Origin of the sequence: Streptosporangium sp. NPDC004379 (assembly GCF_042873875.1) — a bacterium.
Taxonomy (GTDB): domain Bacteria; phylum Actinomycetota; class Actinomycetes; order Streptosporangiales; family Streptosporangiaceae; genus Streptosporangium.
Genome location: NZ_JBIAMC010000002.1, coordinates 146,470 through 163,472, shown reverse-complemented (window position 1 = coordinate 163,472; position 17,003 = coordinate 146,470). Strand labels below are relative to the sequence as shown.

Genomic DNA, 17,003 nt, shown 5'->3' with positions numbered 1-17,003 from the left:
CGCCACCGGTCCGCCCCGGGGCCGTCCCCGGAACCGTTCCGTCCGGTGGTCAGCCGGTCGGCTCCGCGTCCCTCCGGACCGCCACCCGGTCGTCGGAGAACCGGACCGTCAGCTCCTCGCCGGGGGCGGTGTCGCGGGCCAGCCGTACGACGTCGCCCGAGGGGCGCTGCACGATCGCGTAACCGCGTTCCAGGGTCGCGGCGGGCGACAGCGCGACCAGGCGGGCCCGCAGGTGCGTCAGCGAGTCTCCCGCCCGGTCCAGGGAGGCGGTCAGGCTGCGCCTGGCGCGTTCCCTGAGCTGCTCGGCCTGCTCGGCCCGGCGCTCCACCTCGCGGACCGGGTCGGCGAGCGAGGGGCGGGAGCGGACCGCGGACAGCCAGGCCGTCTCGCGGTCCAGCCAGCCGGCGGTCACCCGGCGCCCCCGGTCGCGGAGCTGGCGGATGAGGGTGAGCTGCTCTCCCACATCCGGGACGATCTTCTTGGCCGCGTCCGTGGGCGTGGAGGCCCGCACGTCGGCCACCAGGTCGAGCAGCGGGTTGTCCTGCTCGTGGCCGATCGCGCTGACCACCGGGGTCAGGCACGCCGACACCGCCCGGACCAGCGACTCGTCGGAGAAGGGCAGCAGGTCCTCCATGGACCCGCCGCCCCGGGCGATCACGATGACGTCGATCTCGCCGTCCGCGTCGAACTTGCGCAGCGCCTCGGTGACCTCGGTCACCGCGTACGGCCCCTGAACCGCCACCGGCTCGACCTTGAACCGCACGGCCGGCCAGCGGCGCCGGGAGTTCTCCAGCACGTCACGCTCGGCGGCCGAGTCACGGCCGCAGATCAGCCCGATCGTGCCGGGCAGGAACGGCAGCCTCCGCTTGCGGTCCACCCCGAACAGGCCCTCGGCGGCGAGCACCTGGCGCAGCCGCTCCAGCCGTGCCAGCAGCTCGCCCACGCCCACCGGGCGCATCTCCAGCGCGGTGAACGCGAAGGATCCCCGGTTGACCCAGAAGTCGGGCTTCAGGTTCATGACGACCCGGGCGCCGTCCACCGGCCGGGGGACCGTCGCCTCGTAGACGCCGCGCGGGCAGGTGACCCGCGCCGACATGTTGGCCACGGGGTCGCGCAGCGTCAGGAACACCGTGCCGCCGCGCGCGGTCAGCTCGGTGATCTGGCCCTCGACCCAGACGGTGCCGAGCTTGCCGATCCAGCCGCCGACCATCTGCAGGACCGTGCGGACCGGCAGCGGCTGCTCCGGTGTCGTCTTCGAGCTCATGGCCGGAGCCTACGCGTCGCCGGCGCCTACTCGGCGGCCGCCAGCTTGGCCAGGCGGTTCTCGTACATCCGCACGACCTCCGGGCGGGCCGTGGTGGCCCGCTCGTAGTCCAGCAGCAGCCGGATCTGCTCGGCGGACCTGCCGCGCATCCGGGCGCGCAGCGAGGCGACCGTCAGCCGGCCGTACCCGGGCATCGGCTCCTCGGGCAGCTCGACGGCCGCGATCGTCGGCTCGACGCCCTCGGGCCGGGCGGTCTTCGTGCCGGTGACCTCGACCACGGTGGTGTCGGCCTCGCCGGGGGCGGCGACGCGGACCTCGGTGACCTCGACCTCGGCGGCCGGCGGCGCGGCGACAGCGGCCTCGGTGATCCTGACGGCTTCGGCGGCCTCGGCGGCCGGGGGCTCGACGGACACGGGCTCCGTGGTCGCGGCGGGCTTCTCCCCGGCGTCCGGCGTGGCGGTCGCGGCTCCGGCGGCTTCGGTGGCTTCGGTGGCTCCGGCCTCGGCGGCCTTGGGCTTGGCGGTCTTGGCCGGCTTGGCGGTCTTGTCCTTGGCAGGCTTCGCTGCCTTGGGCTTCGCCGCCTTGGGCTTCGCGGCCTTCGGCGCGGCGGCCTCGGGCGCGGCGGGCTCCGGCTCCGCCACCTCGGCCTCCGCGGCCTCCGCGGCTTCCGCGGCCTTCGGCTCGGCGGTCTCGGCCACGGCGGTCTCCGGGACGGAAGTGCCGGCCTCGGGCTTGGCGGTCTTGGGCTTCGCGGCCTTCGGCTCGTCGGCCTTCGGCTTCGTGGCCTCGGCTTCGGCGGTCTCGGGCTTCGCGGGCTCCGGCTCCGTGGCCTCGGTCCCGGTGGGCTCGGGCTTCCTGGCCTCGGGCTTCGCGGTCTCGGATCCGGCCGCCTCGGGTTCGGCGGTCCTGGACTTGGCCGGGGCGAAGATGACCGGCTCGGGGCGGGCCTTGGCGCCGTTGGACCCCGCCCTGGCCTCCTCGGCGGGGGCGGTCTCCCCGGCCGGGGACGCGGCGGCGTCCTGACGCGGGGCGAAGATGACCGGCGCGCGGCGCGGCTTCTCGCGCGGCTCCTCGTCGGCGTCCCGCGCGGTGTCCAGCCCGGACTGCCCGGCCTGCCCGGTCCGTCCCGCCGGCTCGGCGGCCTCCCCGGCCGGTCCGCGCCGCTCCTCGGCCTCCTCCTGGTTCGTCAGCCGCTTGATCGTGCTCCGTACGCGGTCACCGAGCAGCAGGGCCTGGCCGACCCCGCTCAGCGCCGACTGGAGCATGTGAAGAGGCAGGTCTTTGGCTTTTCTGGTGACATCTCGGATGATGTTGGGGACCGTCATGTCGTCTCCCTGGAGGTCTGTTCCCGGCTACATAGTCTGGCAAGACCTGTGTCGGCTGAGTTCGTCGATGGGTGGGCGGGCCCGGCGGTGGCTCCACGTAGCATGAGAACATGACTTTCGAGACCCCCGCGACTCGGCGCGTCCTCGTGGCCAGGCCGCGCGGTTACTGCGCCGGCGTCGACCGTGCGGTCCAGGCCGTGGAGAAGGCGCTGGAGCTGTACGGCGCGCCGGTCTACGTGCGCAAGCAGATCGTCCACAACACCCACGTGGTCCGGACGCTGGAGAAGCGTGGGGCGATCTTCGTCGAGGAGACCGAGGAGGTGCCCGAGGGCGCCATCGTCGTCTTCTCGGCCCACGGGGTCTCCCCGGCGGTCCACCGGGAGGCCGCCGAGCGCGGCCTGCGGACCATCGACGCCACCTGCCCGCTGGTGACCAAGGTCCACAACGAGGCCAGGCGTTTCGCCTCCCAGGACTACGACATCCTGCTCATCGGCCACGAGGGGCACGAGGAGGTCGAGGGCACCGCCGGTGAGGCGCCCGACCACATCCGGCTGGTCGACGGACTCGACGCCGTCGGCACCGTCGAGGTCAAGGACCCCGACCGGCTCGTGTGGCTGTCGCAGACCACGCTGTCGGTCGACGAGACCACCGAGACGGTCACGCGGCTGAAGGAGCGCTTCCCCAACCTGATCGACCCGCCGAGCGACGACATCTGCTACGCCACCCAGAACCGCCAGGTCGCGGTGAAGGAGATCGCGGCCGCCTCGCAGCTCGTCATCGTCGTCGGCTCCCAGAACTCCTCCAACTCCAAGCGGCTGGTGGAGGTCGCCCTCGACCACGGGGCCGACGCCTCCCACCTCGTCGACGACGCCTCGTTCATCAGGGACGAGTGGCTCGACGGCGTCACCACGGTGGGCGTGACGAGCGGCGCCTCGGTGCCCGACGAGCTCGTGACCGAGGTCCTGGCCCACCTCGCCGAGCGCGGCTTCGCGGACGTCGAGGAGGTCGAGTCGGTGCAGGAGAGCGTCCGCTTCGCGCTCCCGCACGAGCTGCGCAAGGACCTCCGCGCCGGCGTCTGATCCCGCGCCTCACCCGCGCGCCCGCCGTACGGCGGGCGCGCGGCCGCCGGGCCCCGTCCGGGAGAGCCCCGCGGCCACCGGGCGCGCGAGCACCCGGGGCACGGAATCGCGGGAACACCCGGACGCGCAGGAGAACGCCCGCGCGGAGAACGCCCGCTCGGGGGAGCGGCTCAGGCGTCCTCGCGCGGCGTGCCGTACACCTTCGGCTCGAAGTAGCCCTCGGGCTCGGGTGCGAAGGCGCCGGCCTCGCCCCGGCGCGGGCGCGGGACGGTGGCGGGGCCGCCGGCCCGAAGTTCCTCCCGCAGCTCCCGCACGCATCCGGCCAGGCCGCGCCGCCAGGCGACGGCCAGCACCAGCAGCGAGCCGCCGAACAGCCAGGGGGCGCCCGCCGACAGCGTGGTGAACAGGCCCAGGCCGAGCGTCCGGAGCGGCGAGGCCGACCCCAGGGACCTGACCGCCTCGGCGAGCAGCGTCGCCGCGAAGAAGACCAACGGCGGCGAGACCACCAGGGTGAGCAGGTCGCGCCGGTTCACCAGGGCCACCGCGACGGCGCATCCGGCGACGAACGCCGCCCCGGTCAGGGCGGGCGGCCCGAACAGCGCCTGCAGGAGGCAGCCCAGCAGTGTGAACGCCAGCACGGAGACCACGGCGCCCCGGGCGGTCAGGCGGACGCCGCCGCCCCGCCCCCGCTCGTTCACACGATCACCCCGCCAGGCGGCCGTCCGTCGCCTCGACCGTTCACACTCGCTCCCTCGACCCCGGGTCCCTCGTCGCCGCGTCCCGCGCCGCGGCACCGGGGCTCGCGGCGATGAGGGAAAGGCTAGGACAGGTCGTTCGCCAACTTACCGTTCAACCGGGACACAAGAGGCGCGCTTAGCCCCTCTTCTCCCAGCAGTTCCGGGGCGGTGAGCGCGCGGGCGAGGTCCTCGACCGGACGGGGCGCGTCGAGGTCGCCCTCCACCAGCCCCAGGTCGTTCAGCTTCCGCGCGCTCACCAGCACCCGGGTCTCCAGCGAGCCGACGGCCCGGTTGTAGGACTCCACGGCCCGGCTCAGAGACCGGCCCAGCGTCTCCACGTTCCGCCCCATGCTGCCCAGCCGCTCGTACAGCTCCTTGCCGAGGTCGAAGACCGCCCGCGCGTTCTCGCTGAGCGCGGCCTGCTGCCAGGCGTACTGCGCGGTGCGGAGCATGGTGATCAGCGTGGTGGGGGTGGCGATGTGGACGCGCCGCCGCATGGCGTGCTCCAGCAGCTCCGGGTCGCGCTCCAGCGCCGGGGCCAGGAACGCCTCGCCCGGGATGAACAGCACCACGAACTCCGGCGCCGGGCTGAACGCCTGCCAGTAGCTCTTGGCGGCGAGCCGGTCCACGTGCTCGCGCACGTGCCGGGCGTGGGCGTCGAGCCGGGCGGCGCTGCGGCCGGGGTCGCCGGACTCGGCGGCCTCCAGGTAGGCGGCCAGGGAGACCTTGGAGTCGACCACGACGTTCTTGCCGCCGGCGAGCCGTACGACCATGTCGGGGCGGAGCGCGCCGTCGGCGGTGGTGACGCTCGCCTGCTCGTCGAAGTCGCAGAACCGCTGCATGCCCGCGATCTCGGCGACCCGGCGCAGCTGCAGCTCGCCCCACCGGCCCCGGGCCTCTGGCCGCTGCAGGGCGCGGACCAGCGTGTCGGTCTGCAGGCGGAGCCGGTCGTTGCTCTCGCGGACGATGTCGATGTGCCTGGCCAGCTCTGCGTGCGCGGCGCGGCGGCCCGACTCGGCGTCGCGCAGCTGCGCCTCGACGCGGGCGAGGGTGTCCTTCAGCGGCTCGACCAGGTGCTCGACGGCCTGCTTGCGCCGTTCCAGCTCTCCGGCGGCCTCGGCGCGGCCCGCGGCCATCCGGGACTCGGCCATCTCCAGGAACCGCAGGTTGCTGGCGTCGAGGGCGCGGGCCGACAGGGCCTGGAACCGCTCGGCGAGCTGCTCCTCGACGTAGGCGGCCTTCTCCTCGGCGGCCCTGGCGCGCGCCTCGGCGTCGGCCACGCGGGCGCTCGCCTCCGCCGCGCCGGAGGAGGCGCGCGCCCTGCCGAGCAGGAACCCGATCGCGAGTCCCGCGGCGAGGCCCATGGCGAGCTGGAAGACGAGTGCCGTGACATCCACCCCGGAATGATCGCAGGCCCGGCCGTTCCCGGCCTTCCGACACGCCTTTCCGGCCGGTCACGCATTTCACCTGCGAGAGCACGTATCGTCACTCTTGGTACTTGTTCATGCGCGGAAGGTGATGATCCGATGGGCGCGAAAGGCTCGCAGCCGAAGACGGCGCTGGCCCTCGTCGGCGCGATCCTGGCCGTGCTGGCGGCGATCGTCGCCGCGAGCGTGTACGTCTCCGGGCGCACCAGCCCGCGTCCCGCCCCGGGCGCCCTCTCGCTGGCGTGGGAGCGGGGCGCCTGTGTGAGCCGGGACGGCGTCCGCTTCGGCCTGGTGCCGTGCGGGTCGGCCGACGGGCGGGTGCTGTCCGTGGTCGGCGACCGGCCCGAGGACTGCCCGGCCGACACCGACGAGATCGTCGGGCTCATGGAGGTCCCCGCCGGGACCACCCCGGCCCCGCCGTCCCCGCCCTCGGGGTCGTCCGCGCCGCCGATTTCCCAGGTCTCCGGATCGTCCGCGCCGCCGGTCTCCCCGACCCCCGGCTTCTCCTCGCCGCCGGCCTCGTACAGCCGTACGGCGTGCGTCCGCAACCTGGCCGCCCCGCATCCGGGCGACCCCGGCGCGGGAGGCGGGGTGCTGCGCGCCGGCGACTGCGTGACCGCGCGCGGCGGGGAGCGCCCGTGCTCCTCCGGCGGCTGGTACGGCAGGGCGCTGGCCGTGGTGGAGCGGGCCGGGCAGTGTCCGGCGGCCACGCTCGACTCCCTCGCCGCGGGTCCCCGTACGATCGTCTGCCTGGGGCGGGAGGGCAGGATCCCCGCGGTGGGGGACTGCGTGGCCGAGCCGCGTGGCCGGGCCGAGGCCCGTGGCGCGCTCGGCAGGATCCCCTGCGGGTCGGCCCGCGCGTGGGCCAAGGTGACGGCCAGGACCACCGCCGCCGCCCTCTGTCCGCCCGGCTCCGACCGCTATCTGCAGACGAGCGGACAGGCCGTCTACCGCCCCGTGACGTGCCTCCGGCGGATAGCAGTGCGTGATTCACCGTAAACTCGGCTGACGTGAGCCTGAGCATCGGCATCGTCGGACTTCCCAATGTAGGCAAGTCGACGCTTTTCAACGCGCTGACCAAGACCGCCAACGCCCTGGCGGCGAACTACCCGTTCGCCACCATCGAGCCCAACGTGGGCATCGTCGGCGTTCCCGACCCGCGCCTGGAGAAGCTGGCCGAGATCTTCGGCTCCGCGAAGATCCTCCCGGCGAAGGTGGAGTTCGTCGACATCGCCGGCCTCGTCCGGGGCGCCTCCGAAGGGCAGGGGCGCGGCAACCAGTTCCTCGCCAACATCCGCGAGACCGACGCCATCTGCCAGGTCATCCGGGTCTTCGGTGACCCCGACGTGACCCACGTGGACGGCGCCGTCTCGCCCGAGCGCGACATCGAGACGATCAACACCGAGCTGATCCTCGCCGACCTGCAGACCCTGGAGAAGGCGGTCCCGCGTCTTCAGAAGGAGGCCCGGACCAACAAGGACCGCCGGGCCGCGCTGGAGGCGGCCGAGGCCGCGGTCAAGCTCCTCGACGGCGGCACCACCCTGTACGCCGGGGCCAAGGGCGCCGGCATCGACCCGGCCGACCTGCGCGACCTGCACCTGCTGACGGCCAAGCCGTTCCTGTACGTCTTCAACCTGGACGCCGACGAGCTGACCGACGACGAGCTGCGGGCCCGCCTGTCGGCGCTCGTCGCCCCGGCCGAGGCCGTGTTCCTGGACGCCAAGATCGAGTCCGAGCTGGTCGAGCTCTCCGACGACGAGGCGCTGGAGCTCCTGCAGTCGGTCGGGCAGGAGGAGTCGGGTCTGTCGCAGCTCGCCAGGGTCGGGTTCGAGACCCTCGGCCTGCAGACCTACCTGACCGCCGGCCCCAAGGAGACCCGGGCCTGGACGATCCGCAGGGGCGCCACCGCCCCCGAGGCGGCCGGGGTCATCCACACCGACTTCCAGCGGGGCTTCATCAAGGCCGAGATCGTCTCCTTCGACGAGCTGGTCGAGGCGGGCTCCATCGCCGCCGCCCGCCAGGTGGGCAAGGCCCGCATCGAGGGCAAGGACTACGTGATGCGCGACGGCGACGTGGTGGAGTTCCGCTTCAACGTCTGATCGATTCGTTCACGTGGGCCGGGTGTTCTGTCGGGTTCACCGGTGGCGAGGGGCCGGTCTCTTCGGGGGCCGGTCCCTTCGCCTTGCCCGGGGTGTGGTCGAGGCGGATCGACGACGAGCACCGCCTTGTCTACCTGGTCACGGACAAGGAGATCATCACTCTCGCCCCCGGCTACCGCTACTGATCGCTGGGTGCGTTCGAGTCATGCCCGCCGGCGCCACGCCGCCGGTCCTGCGGAGACGCGGGCCGGAAAGGGCCCGGCTCTTCGGAGCCGGGCCCTCAGGCTTTTCCCGGGTCCGGGTCACGGCAGGCGCCGGGCCCGCAGGACGGTGTCGTGGGCGTGGTGCGTGCCGGCGGGCGGCGGGACGACGCGGGGGCGGGTCTCGTCGACGAGGACGTCCCAGGTGCGGTCGAGGAGCCGGGCGATGTCGTCTACCTGGTAGTAGCCGGCGGGGTCGAAGTCCCCCTCCGGGTGTGGGGGCAGGTCGGCGAGGGCGTGGGTGACGAAGAGCAGGGTGCCGCCGGGGGCGACGGCGTCCAGCAGACCGCGCGGCGCGGCCTGGCCCGCCCGGCGCAGGAGCGGGAAGTACTGGACGGACACCAGGTCGAAGGCGCCCGCCGGGGGCGGCGTGGTCATGAGATCGGCCCGCTCCCAGGCCACGCGGTCCTCGACGTCCGTGGCGGAGGCCGCGGCGCGTCGCAGGGCGGTCTCGGATATGTCGATCCCGGTGACCTGCCAGCCGCGCCGGGCCAGCCAGAGCGCGTCGGCGCCCTCACCGCACCCGACGTCGAGCGCCCGGCCCGGCGACAGGTCGGTGATCTCGGTGACGAGCACGCCGTTGGGGTTGCCGCTGAACAGGCGGTCGCGGCTGCGATACATCTCGTCCCACTGGTCTGCGTTCATGGGCTCGGTCCTCTCGTCGGTCTGTCTGGTGGCGGCCGGCCCGGCGAGCCGCCGGGCCGGCCGCCGTCGCGGGTCCGCCGTCCCGCCGGTCGCGGTCGCGCGTCCCGCCGGTTCCGGCGGCACCGGTCGCCGCCGCCTCGTGCTGATCGCCGTCGCCGCCCGGGAACCCCCGGGCGTCGCGGCCACCTTCGCCGCCAAGGTGCCCCCGTTTCGCCCTCCCGGCAAACTTTTTTGCAGAAAATGCAAAAATGTGGACACAGTGGTCGTATGAACGATGACCTCGACACCGTGCTGACCGCGGTCGGGCCCCGGCTGCGCGAACTGCGCCGTCGCCGCGGCGTCACGTTGACCGCCCTGTCCGAGACCACCGGCATCCCGGTCAGCACCCTGTCCCGGCTGGAGTCCGGGCACCGCAGGCCCGGCCTCGAACTCCTGCTGCCCCTGGCCAGGGCCTACCGGATGCCTATCGACGAACTCGTCGGCGCCCCGGCCGATCTCGACCCCCGGGTGTACCCGAAGCCGGTCACCCGCGACGGCGTGACCATCGTCCCCCTGACCCGCAAACCCGGCGGCCTGCAGGCGTTCAAGCACATCCTTCCCGCGGGCCTGACCGACGGCCGCGAGCCCGCCCCCCGATCCCACGAGGGATACCACTGGCTGTACGTCCTCAACGGCCGTCTGCGCCTCGTGCTCGGCGACAGGGACTTCGTCCTCGCGGACGGCGAGGTCGCCGAGTTCGACACCCATCTCCCGCACTGGTTCGGCAACGCCGACGAGCGCCCGGTGGAGTTCCTCAGCATCTTCGGCCCCCAGGGGGAACGCGTCCACATCCGGGCCCGCTACCGCCCCGACGGCCTCTGACCGGTGCGGAAGCGGACCCCGGCCGGCTCCGCCCGTGAACAGGGAGCGACGGTCCGGACGGTGCCGCCCGTCATCCGGCCGGGTGCCCACCTCGCCGGGTGGCGCGCGGGCACGTCAGGCGGATCCGTCAGGCGGGCAGGGCGGCGAGCCAGTCGGTCAGGAGCCGGTTGACCTCGGCGGGACGCTCCTGCTGGACCCAGTGGCCGCAGCCGTCGAGGAGATGACAGGAGAGCAGGCCGGGCAGCGTGACCGGGTACGCCTCGATCGCGTCGGCCAGCCACGTCGTGGAGGCGTCCAGCGCGCCGCCGACGAACAGGGACGGCTGGGTGACGGGGGCGCCCTCGAAGGCGGCGAGGTCCTCCCAGTCGCGGTCCATGTTCCGGTAGCGGTTGAGCGCCCCGGTCATGCCCGTGCGTTCGAACTCTCCGGCGTAGACGTCGAGGTCCCGCTCGCCGAGCCACGCGGGCAGCCGTCCGGCGGGGAAACGGTCGCGCAGCGTCCCCCCTCTGCCGAGGAAGTGCGGATCGGGGGCGCCGGACGCGGGCATGGTGTCGGCGGACAGGGCCGCGTAGAAGCCCGCGAGCCAGCCGCGTACATCGGGTTCGATCTCCGCCTCGGCGCGGCCCGGCTCCTGGAAGTACGAGACGTAGAACTCCTCGTCCCCGCCCAGCCGCGCGAAGACGTCGCTGGGGCGGGGCCCGCCGGGCGGGGTGTAGGGAACGCTCAGCAGTCCCACCGCCCGGAAGACCTCCGGCCTGAGCAGGGCGGACGTCGCGGCGATGGTGGCGCCCCAGTCGTGGCCGACGACGACCGCGGTCTCCTCGCCCAGGGCGTGCACCACCGAGACGCCGTCCTCCACCAGGTCGAGCATCCGGTACGCGTCCGTCGCGGCCGGTGCGGAGGAGCGGCCGTAGCCGCGTACGTCGATGGCGACCGCGCGATATCCCGCTGCCGCGAGCGCCGGCATCTGGTGGCGCCAGGAGTACCAGGTTTCCGGGAAGCCGTGGACGAGCAGCACCAGCGGCCCGGTTCCCTGCTCTGCGATGTGGATCCGGCCCCCCGGTGAGGACACCGATCGATGTGTGATCTCCATGGCCTGTCGCGACATGCGCCCTCCTTCGGGACCGCCGGCCTTCAACGCCCCAGCGGCTCCGTCCGTCGTTCCGTTTCCCCGACCGCCTCGGCGCCGAACATGCCGAGCACGCCGGGCACACCGAGCATGCGGAGGATTCCGCCCGGATGGCGAATTCGTTTGCGGATTCAGCAAATCCGTTCCACCGCGGTGGAACGCGCCGGGTGGTCTCCGGGGGCGTCAGGCGCCGCATGCGCCGAGAGCGCCGGTTCCTGACGGCAGACTCACCGGCCGCGGCGAGCCGAAGGCCGTGGAGGGCGAGGCGGGGACGTCCGTACCGTCGGAGCGCGGCCGTCTGTATGGGCCGGGGCGGCTCAGTCCTCGCCGTCGACGAGGCGCTGGATGGCCGCCCCGTACCGGGCGGCCAGGCTCGCCCGGTCGGCACGGCCGAGCACCGGGTCCCGCACCACGTGCAGGGAGGTGAGCAGACCCCCGATCTGGGCCGCGATCAGATGGGCCCGCAACTCGGCGTCGCCGCCGCGGAGCCGGCCGGCCAGTGGGACGGCGAAGGCCCTCTCGATGGTCTCGCGCAGGGTCTGCTGGACCGGCGCCCGCTCCGAGGCGCGGAAGAGCGCGGACAGCGAGGTCACCGCCAGGGTTCCCGCGGGGGAGGAGGACAGGTCGAGCACATGCTCCACGAGGGCCGGTCCGAGGTTCTCCAGCGGGCCCTCCATGATCGCGGTCATCGGCAGGTCGACGGCCATGACCTCCAGGAAGAGCCGCTCCTTGGAGCCGAAGTAACGGATGACCAGCGCCGCGTCCACGCCGGCGCGGGCGGCGATGACCCGGATGCCCACCGCCTCGAAGCCGTTGTCCGCGAAGAGCTCGCGCGCCGCCTCGGAGATCGCCCGCCGGGTCGCCGCCGCCGACCGGCGGCGTGCCGGGACCTGCGGTCCCACCGTCATGGACGGCCCCTTTCCTTTTCCGCCGAAGAGGTTTGTCATCATAGATGACATACGATGTCATCACTGTTGACATGCCGATGGGGGAGCGAGGGACCGTTCGATGAACCGCCTGAAGGAGAAGGTCGCGCTGATCACCGGAGCCGGCGGCGGCATCGGCCGCGCCGCCGCGCGGCTGATGAGCGCACAGGGCGCCCTGGTCGCCGTGGCCGACCGCGACGGGGAGGCCGCGCTGGAGACGGCCCGGCTGGTCGATGCCGCCGGCGGCCGCTCGCTCCCGCTGACGGTGGACGTCATGGACGAGGACTCCGTGGCGGGCATGGTGGGCGCCGCCGTCGGCGAGTTCGGCCGCCTGGACGTCCTCTGCAACCACGTCGGCGGCACGGACCCGCGCGCGGACCTGGACCTGCTGCGGCTGGACATGGCCGAGTTCGACCGCGCCGTCGCCCTCAACGTGCGCAGCACGCTCCTGGGCTCCCGGCACGCCATCCCCCACATGATCCGGGCCGGCGGTGGTTCGATCATCAACACCGCCTCCGTGGCCGGCCTGGTCGGGGATGTCGTGCAGATCTCCTACGGCGCGGTGAAGGCCGCCGTCATCAACCTCACGAAGTCGATCGCCGTGCAGTACGGCCCGCACCGCGTGCGCTGCAACGCCGTGGCGCCGGGCGCGGTGGTCACCCCCGCTCTGCTGGACAACCTGCCCCCGGACGTCGTCGACGACCTCAAGCGCACGAACGCCCTGCCCTACCTCGGTGCCCCGGAGGACATCGGCCACACCATGGTCTTCCTCGCCTCCGACGAGTCGCGCTACCTCACCGGGCAGCTCCTCGTCGTCGACGGCGGCATGACCGTCCAGTCCCCTGCCGCTCCGGGACGCCGGGCCATGCTCCCGCCCGGCGACTGAACTCCGCGCGCCCGCGCGTCCGCGAGAAAGGATCGGGGCCCGGCCGGGTCGCCGGTGGCGCTGTCCGTACGCCCGCGCGCCCGGGGGAGAGCATGTCCCGGGGCGGGCGGCCGTTCCCCCGCGGGCACGCGGCCCGGCGCCTCGCGGGTGCCTGCCGCGCCGCGACCTCCCGGCGGGCCTGCTCGGCTGAGCAGGTCCGATTCGTCATTCAGTGACGCTGAGTAATGCTTTCCGGGATAAATGCGCAGGTCGGGACAGTCTCGGTGCTGTTTGGTGAGCAATGCGTGGCGTTTCAGTAATCGAGGCATGCGCCGACCTGGAGGAATATGTTTTCTCTCCGCGAACGGCGCAGGTCACCGCGCCGTCGGCGTCCCAGACCCGGTTTGCTCGGTAAGGACGATGCCTGCAGCATAGGCGTGGCTTTCCTGGAACAATCGGCGAGGCGGTTAGAGTAAGTCCTTGACCATGGTTAACGGGGTCGCGGGTAATACGAAACCGCGCCGGCCGGGGGATCGGCGCGAGCGGAGGAATGATGGCTCGAAGGGCAGCGCTCCAGCGTGATCCTCGGATCACCGGCGACGCCGAGCTGTCGGCGTACCCGGGTTCCCTCGACGATCAGGAGCTCGACCCGGCCCCGGCGCGTGGGCGCGGCGCCTCGCGGGGCCGCTGGTCCGGCGGAGGCGGCCGGTGGCTGGTCTGGGTCGGCCGGATCGTCATCTGGGCGCTGATCGTCGTCATCGTGGTGAACGGCGTGCGCGCCATCTTCGAGCGCGCCACCGGGCAGACCGCCGTGAGCGGCCCGTCCGCCGTCTCCGCCGACTCCGGGTTCCCGGTCGGCCGGGCCACCTCCTTCGCCAGCCAGTTCGCGGCGGTCTACCTGAACTTCGACGCGGTCCGGGCCTCGGAGAGGGCCGCCAGGCTGGCCCCCTATCTCCCCGACGCCGCCGAGCCGCAGCTCGGCTGGGACGGGCTGGGGCGAATGGCCGCCGGAGCGGTCCAGCCGTACGACACCGAGATCGTCGACGACCGGAACGCCGTCGTGACCATGGCGTTCCAGGCGGGCAACCGGCGCCAGCTCCTGTCGGTGCCGGTCTACTACGACGCCGAGAAGGGCAGGCTCGTCGTCTCCGGCCGCCCCGGCATCCTCCCCGCCCCGGCCCCGGCCAACCTGCCCCCGGTCGCCGCGCCGGAGAGCGACGAGGCCGCCGAGCAGGAGCTGCGCACCCCGCTGGCCGACTTCTTCAAGGCGTACGCCGCGGGCGACACCGTCTCCCTGCAGCGGTACGCCGCCGCCGGCGTGACCCTGGACGGGTTCGGCGGCGCCTTCACCTTCGCGGAGCTCAAGGACCTCGACGTCCCGCTCGTCGGCGGCGCCACCCGCGAGGTGACGGCCACGGTCGTGTGGGGCGTGCCCTCGGGCTCCGGCTCCTCCACGGACTCCACCACGTCCGACCCCGGGGAGATGAACGGCAAGCTGGAGCAGTCCTACCGGCTCACCGTGGTCAAACAGGGCGACAAGTGGTTCGTCAAGGACATCCGAGGCGCGAAGCGGTCTGTGGGGAGCTCATGATCGAACGGTGCCGGAGCACAGTGAACAGACCCCCCCTGATCGGCGAGCCGGCGGCAGGCGGGTCCCGGCGCGCGTGTCACGCACCCGTGACCGCCCGGCGAGCGCGATCATGAGCACGGAGGACGAGAAGTGACCCTGAAGACCATCCTGCTGAGCGCGATCGACCTCGCTCAGCCGACCGCTCCTCCGACCGGCGTCAACACCCAGGGCCTGGCCGACTTCCTCCGCAGGTTCTTCGCCCCGCTCTTCCTCGTCGTCGTCTCCGTCGTCGCCCTCTTCTTCCTCTTCACCAGGGAGATCACCAGGTTCGTGCAGTTCATCATCCTGGCCATCGCCATCGGAGTGATCTTCTACGTGCCGAACATCATCGAGGTGACGGCCAAGGCGATCGCGGGCGCACTGGGCATCACGGGGGGTTGAGACCGCGTCAGGCGGTCAGAGAACGAGAGGCGGAAAGGAGGAGCGCGTGGATCTGCCCACGTATACCAATATCTGGCGGATTGAGAAGCGGCTCTACAAGCTGTACGACCTACGGCTGCCGATGCCGCTTCCCATTGTCTGGATCGGTGTGTTCGTGGGTGTGGCGGTTCCCTGGTCGCTGCTGCTCGCGCTTCTCGGCCTGCCCTTCGACGCCCCCTGGCACGTGCTCTACATCGTGCCGCCCGGGGTGGTGACCTGGCTGTCCACCCGCCCGGTCATCGAGAGCAAGCGGCTCACCGAGCTGCTGCAGTCGCAGACCCGCTACATGGGGGAGCCACGCACCTGGTGCCGGATGGCGCCGGTCGCCGAGCCCACCGAGATCACCCTGACCGGGAAGGTCTGGCGGGCCGCCCCCCGGCGGGCCGCCGACGTCCGCGTGAAGTCCGCGCGCAAGGCCCGGCACACCCAGGCCGGGCGCGCCGCCTCCCCCCGCGAGGTCCGTCCCGCCGTGGCGGCCGCCGCCGCGGCGGCCCTGGAGGCCACCCAGGACGCGACCGCCCGCGGGTACGCCGCGGAGACGATCGGCGGGGAGCAGACGAGCCGGGGCCGCGCCGCGTGGGGCGCGGTCCGGGCCGCGCGCCGGGGCACCGCTCCGGCCCTCGGGAGCCCCGCCGAGCCCGCTCCGCCCCTCGGGGATCCCGCAGCGCCCGCGCGCGCCGAGCCGCCGGCCGCGCGCCCGCCCGCCGCGGCCGGAACCGCGCCGGTGCGGGCGATGAGCCCGGCGGCGGGCCCGGCGGACCCGGCGCGCGCCGTACCGGCGGCCCGGGAGGCCCCCGCCGCCGCGGAGACGCGCACGGTCTTCACCGGGAAGCGGCCCGCCGCTCCCGAAGCGCGGCCCGCGGCTTCCGGGGGGTCGTCCGCCGCGACACCGCCGATCGACACCGAGGCGCTGCGGCGGCTGCGCAGGCTCGCCGCCTCCGCGGAGGCCGGCCGCGCCGACGAGGCAGGCCGCGTGGGCCGGGCCGAGGAGGTCCCGAACCCGAGAGCCGGCCGTGCCGACGGCGCCGGCCGGGACGGGGAGCAGGCGCCCGCGTCGCTGGAGCGGTTCGCCGAGCGGCGGCGGACGCGGTCCCCGGAGCGCCACGCGGAACCCCTCTCCGGGCACCCGGCGGAGCACCCCTCGGGGCAGCCGGCCGGACATCCCCCCGAGCCGGCGGAGCACCCCGCGGAGCATCCTCCGGCGCGACCCGCGGAGCGCCCCCCGGCGCGCTCCGGCGGGGTCCCGATCCGCGCGGTCCCCTCGGCGACCGGCCCCGCGGCCGACCCGGTGGCGCCCGCGGTGCCGGTGCCCCGCACCACCCGCGGCGACGAGCCCGTCTCCGGCGCGGCCCGGATCCGCCGGGTGGAGTCGGTCGTCGGCCGTGACTCCTCCGGCGGGTGGCGGCGGCTGGCCCAGGTGGTCGTCGGGCCCGGCGGCGGAGGCCGTACGGACGGTTCGGAGATCGACGAGGCGCGGGCCACCGCGCCGTTCCCCGGCAGCCGCCGGGTGGTCGTGCTGGGCTGCACCGGCGGCGCGGGGCAGACCACGACCGCGCTCATGCTGGGGCACACCCTCGCGCGGCACCGCGAGGACCGGGTGCTCGCGGTCGACGCCGGCGTGGGCCGCCACAACCTCTCCAGCCGGGTCAGGGGCGAGTCGCCCGAGACGCTGACCTCGCTGCTGGCCGGCCTCGACACCGTCCACGGATACCTCGGCATGCGCGCCTACACCAGCCGCTGCGCCTCCGGCCTGGAGGTGCTGGCCGGCGACAGCGACGCCGGGGCCGAACAGCGCCTGGCGGACCGCACGCTCTTCTCCGACCGGCGGCTCGGCCAGGCCATGGACACGCTGGAGCAGCACTACAAGCTCGTGGTCGTCGACCCCGCGGCGGCGCTGGCCGCCCGGGTGCTGCCCTACGCCGACCAGCTCGTCCTGGTCGTCCCGGCCAGCGAGGACGGCCCGGACGCGGTGGCCATGACCTACGAGTGGCTCGACGGGCACGGCTGCGCCGACCTGCGGCGCCGCGCGGTCCTGGTGGTCAACGGCGTCAGCCGCCGCAGCATGGGCGACGTCGAGCAGGCCGAGGCGGTCGCGCGCGGCAGGTGCCGGGCGATCGTGCGGGTGCCGTGGGAGGACGAGCTGGCCCCGGGCAGGTCCGAGCTGGTCGAGCCGTCCCACCTGCGGACTGCCGGCCGCCGGGCGTACCTCGCACTGGCCGGGGTCGTGGTCGCGGGACTCGGAACGGCACAGACGGTCCGATCGAGCGAGGAGGAGCTGGCCAAGTGATCCCCCGGGCGGGACGAGACGTGGTGTACGGGCGTGACGAGGTGACGTG

The 17,003-nt window shown here is 73.8% G+C and carries 16 protein-coding genes; 9 read left to right on the top strand and 7 right to left on the bottom strand.

The window, feature by feature from the left end; all coding sequences use genetic code 11:
- Positions 1-49: 49 nt before the first annotated feature.
- Positions 50-1,264, bottom strand: coding sequence for an exodeoxyribonuclease VII large subunit (gene xseA, locus ACFYSC_RS04790; protein WP_362943923.1), 1,215 nt, complete (start codon positions 1,262-1,264; stop codon positions 50-52).
- A gap of 26 nt (positions 1,265-1,290) precedes the next feature.
- On the bottom strand, positions 1,291-2,589 hold the full coding sequence (locus ACFYSC_RS04785; protein WP_389956696.1) for a hypothetical protein: 1,299 nt from the start codon (positions 2,587-2,589) through the stop codon (positions 1,291-1,293).
- A 110-nt stretch (positions 2,590-2,699) separates the two neighbouring features.
- Here ACFYSC_RS04785 and ACFYSC_RS04780 point away from each other — a divergent pair, with 110 nt between their 5' ends.
- The gene (locus tag ACFYSC_RS04780) at positions 2,700-3,668 is read left to right on the top strand and encodes a 4-hydroxy-3-methylbut-2-enyl diphosphate reductase (RefSeq protein ID WP_362943919.1); all 969 of its coding nucleotides are present in this window, start codon (positions 2,700-2,702) and stop codon (positions 3,666-3,668) included.
- Positions 3,669-3,838: 170 nt separating this feature from the next.
- Here the strand turns inward: ACFYSC_RS04780 and ACFYSC_RS04775 are convergent, their stop codons facing one another.
- Positions 3,839-4,366 (bottom strand): DUF6542 domain-containing protein, encoded by a 528-nt coding sequence (locus tag ACFYSC_RS04775; RefSeq protein ID WP_389956694.1) that lies wholly within the window; start codon positions 4,364-4,366, stop codon positions 3,839-3,841.
- A 122-nt stretch (positions 4,367-4,488) separates the two neighbouring features.
- The gene (locus ACFYSC_RS04770) at positions 4,489-5,802 is read right to left on the bottom strand and encodes a DNA recombination protein RmuC (RefSeq protein WP_389956691.1); all 1,314 of its coding nucleotides are present in this window, start codon (positions 5,800-5,802) and stop codon (positions 4,489-4,491) included.
- A gap of 129 nt (positions 5,803-5,931) precedes the next feature.
- Here ACFYSC_RS04770 and ACFYSC_RS04765 point away from each other — a divergent pair, with 129 nt between their 5' ends.
- The 3 genes from ACFYSC_RS04765 to ACFYSC_RS04755 all read left to right on the top strand — a co-directional run bounded on the left by ACFYSC_RS04765 (position 5,932) and on the right by ACFYSC_RS04755 (position 8,116).
- Positions 5,932-6,831: a hypothetical protein gene (locus ACFYSC_RS04765; RefSeq protein ID WP_389956689.1), complete on the top strand. Its 900-nt coding sequence runs from the start codon at positions 5,932-5,934 to the stop codon at positions 6,829-6,831.
- An 11-nt stretch (positions 6,832-6,842) separates the two neighbouring features.
- Positions 6,843-7,931: a redox-regulated ATPase YchF gene (ychF, locus tag ACFYSC_RS04760; RefSeq protein ID WP_389956687.1), complete on the top strand. Its 1,089-nt coding sequence runs from the start codon at positions 6,843-6,845 to the stop codon at positions 7,929-7,931.
- A 92-nt stretch (positions 7,932-8,023) separates the two neighbouring features.
- Positions 8,024-8,116 carry a type II toxin-antitoxin system YoeB family toxin gene (locus ACFYSC_RS04755; protein ID WP_389956684.1) on the top strand — a complete coding sequence of 31 codons (93 nt, stop codon included), beginning with the start codon at positions 8,024-8,026 and terminating at the stop codon, positions 8,114-8,116.
- Positions 8,117-8,233: 117 nt separating this feature from the next.
- Here the strand turns inward: ACFYSC_RS04755 and ACFYSC_RS04750 are convergent, their stop codons facing one another.
- Entirely contained in the window at positions 8,234-8,836 is a 603-nt protein-coding gene (locus tag ACFYSC_RS04750) for a class I SAM-dependent methyltransferase (protein WP_389956682.1), read from the bottom strand.
- 267 nt (positions 8,837-9,103) lie between these two features.
- Between ACFYSC_RS04750 and ACFYSC_RS04745 the strand changes: the two genes are divergently transcribed.
- Positions 9,104-9,697 carry a helix-turn-helix domain-containing protein gene (locus ACFYSC_RS04745; protein WP_389956679.1) on the top strand — a complete coding sequence of 198 codons (594 nt, stop codon included), beginning with the start codon at positions 9,104-9,106 and terminating at the stop codon, positions 9,695-9,697.
- 127 nt (positions 9,698-9,824) lie between these two features.
- Here ACFYSC_RS04745 and ACFYSC_RS04740 read toward each other — a convergent pair whose 3' ends face one another.
- Both ACFYSC_RS04740 and ACFYSC_RS04735 read right to left on the bottom strand, forming a co-directional pair.
- The gene (locus tag ACFYSC_RS04740) at positions 9,825-10,805 is read right to left on the bottom strand and encodes an alpha/beta fold hydrolase (protein WP_389956676.1); all 981 of its coding nucleotides are present in this window, start codon (positions 10,803-10,805) and stop codon (positions 9,825-9,827) included.
- A 338-nt stretch (positions 10,806-11,143) separates the two neighbouring features.
- A complete protein-coding gene (locus ACFYSC_RS04735) occupies positions 11,144-11,734 on the bottom strand; it encodes a TetR family transcriptional regulator (protein ID WP_389956673.1) in 591 nt (196 codons plus the stop codon).
- A 100-nt stretch (positions 11,735-11,834) separates the two neighbouring features.
- Between ACFYSC_RS04735 and ACFYSC_RS04730 the strand changes: the two genes are divergently transcribed.
- From ACFYSC_RS04730 to ACFYSC_RS04715, 4 genes are all read left to right on the top strand, one after another.
- A complete protein-coding gene (locus ACFYSC_RS04730) occupies positions 11,835-12,638 on the top strand; it encodes an SDR family NAD(P)-dependent oxidoreductase (protein WP_389956670.1) in 804 nt (267 codons plus the stop codon).
- A 532-nt stretch (positions 12,639-13,170) separates the two neighbouring features.
- Positions 13,171-14,208 (top strand): conjugal transfer protein, encoded by a 1,038-nt coding sequence (locus ACFYSC_RS04725; protein WP_389956667.1) that lies wholly within the window; start codon positions 13,171-13,173, stop codon positions 14,206-14,208.
- A 129-nt stretch (positions 14,209-14,337) separates the two neighbouring features.
- On the top strand, positions 14,338-14,628 hold the full coding sequence (locus ACFYSC_RS04720) for a hypothetical protein (RefSeq protein WP_389956664.1): 291 nt from the start codon (positions 14,338-14,340) through the stop codon (positions 14,626-14,628).
- A gap of 46 nt (positions 14,629-14,674) precedes the next feature.
- A complete protein-coding gene (locus ACFYSC_RS04715; RefSeq protein ID WP_389956661.1) occupies positions 14,675-16,954 on the top strand; it encodes a TcpE family conjugal transfer membrane protein in 2,280 nt (759 codons plus the stop codon).
- Positions 16,955-17,003 lie beyond the last annotated feature (49 nt).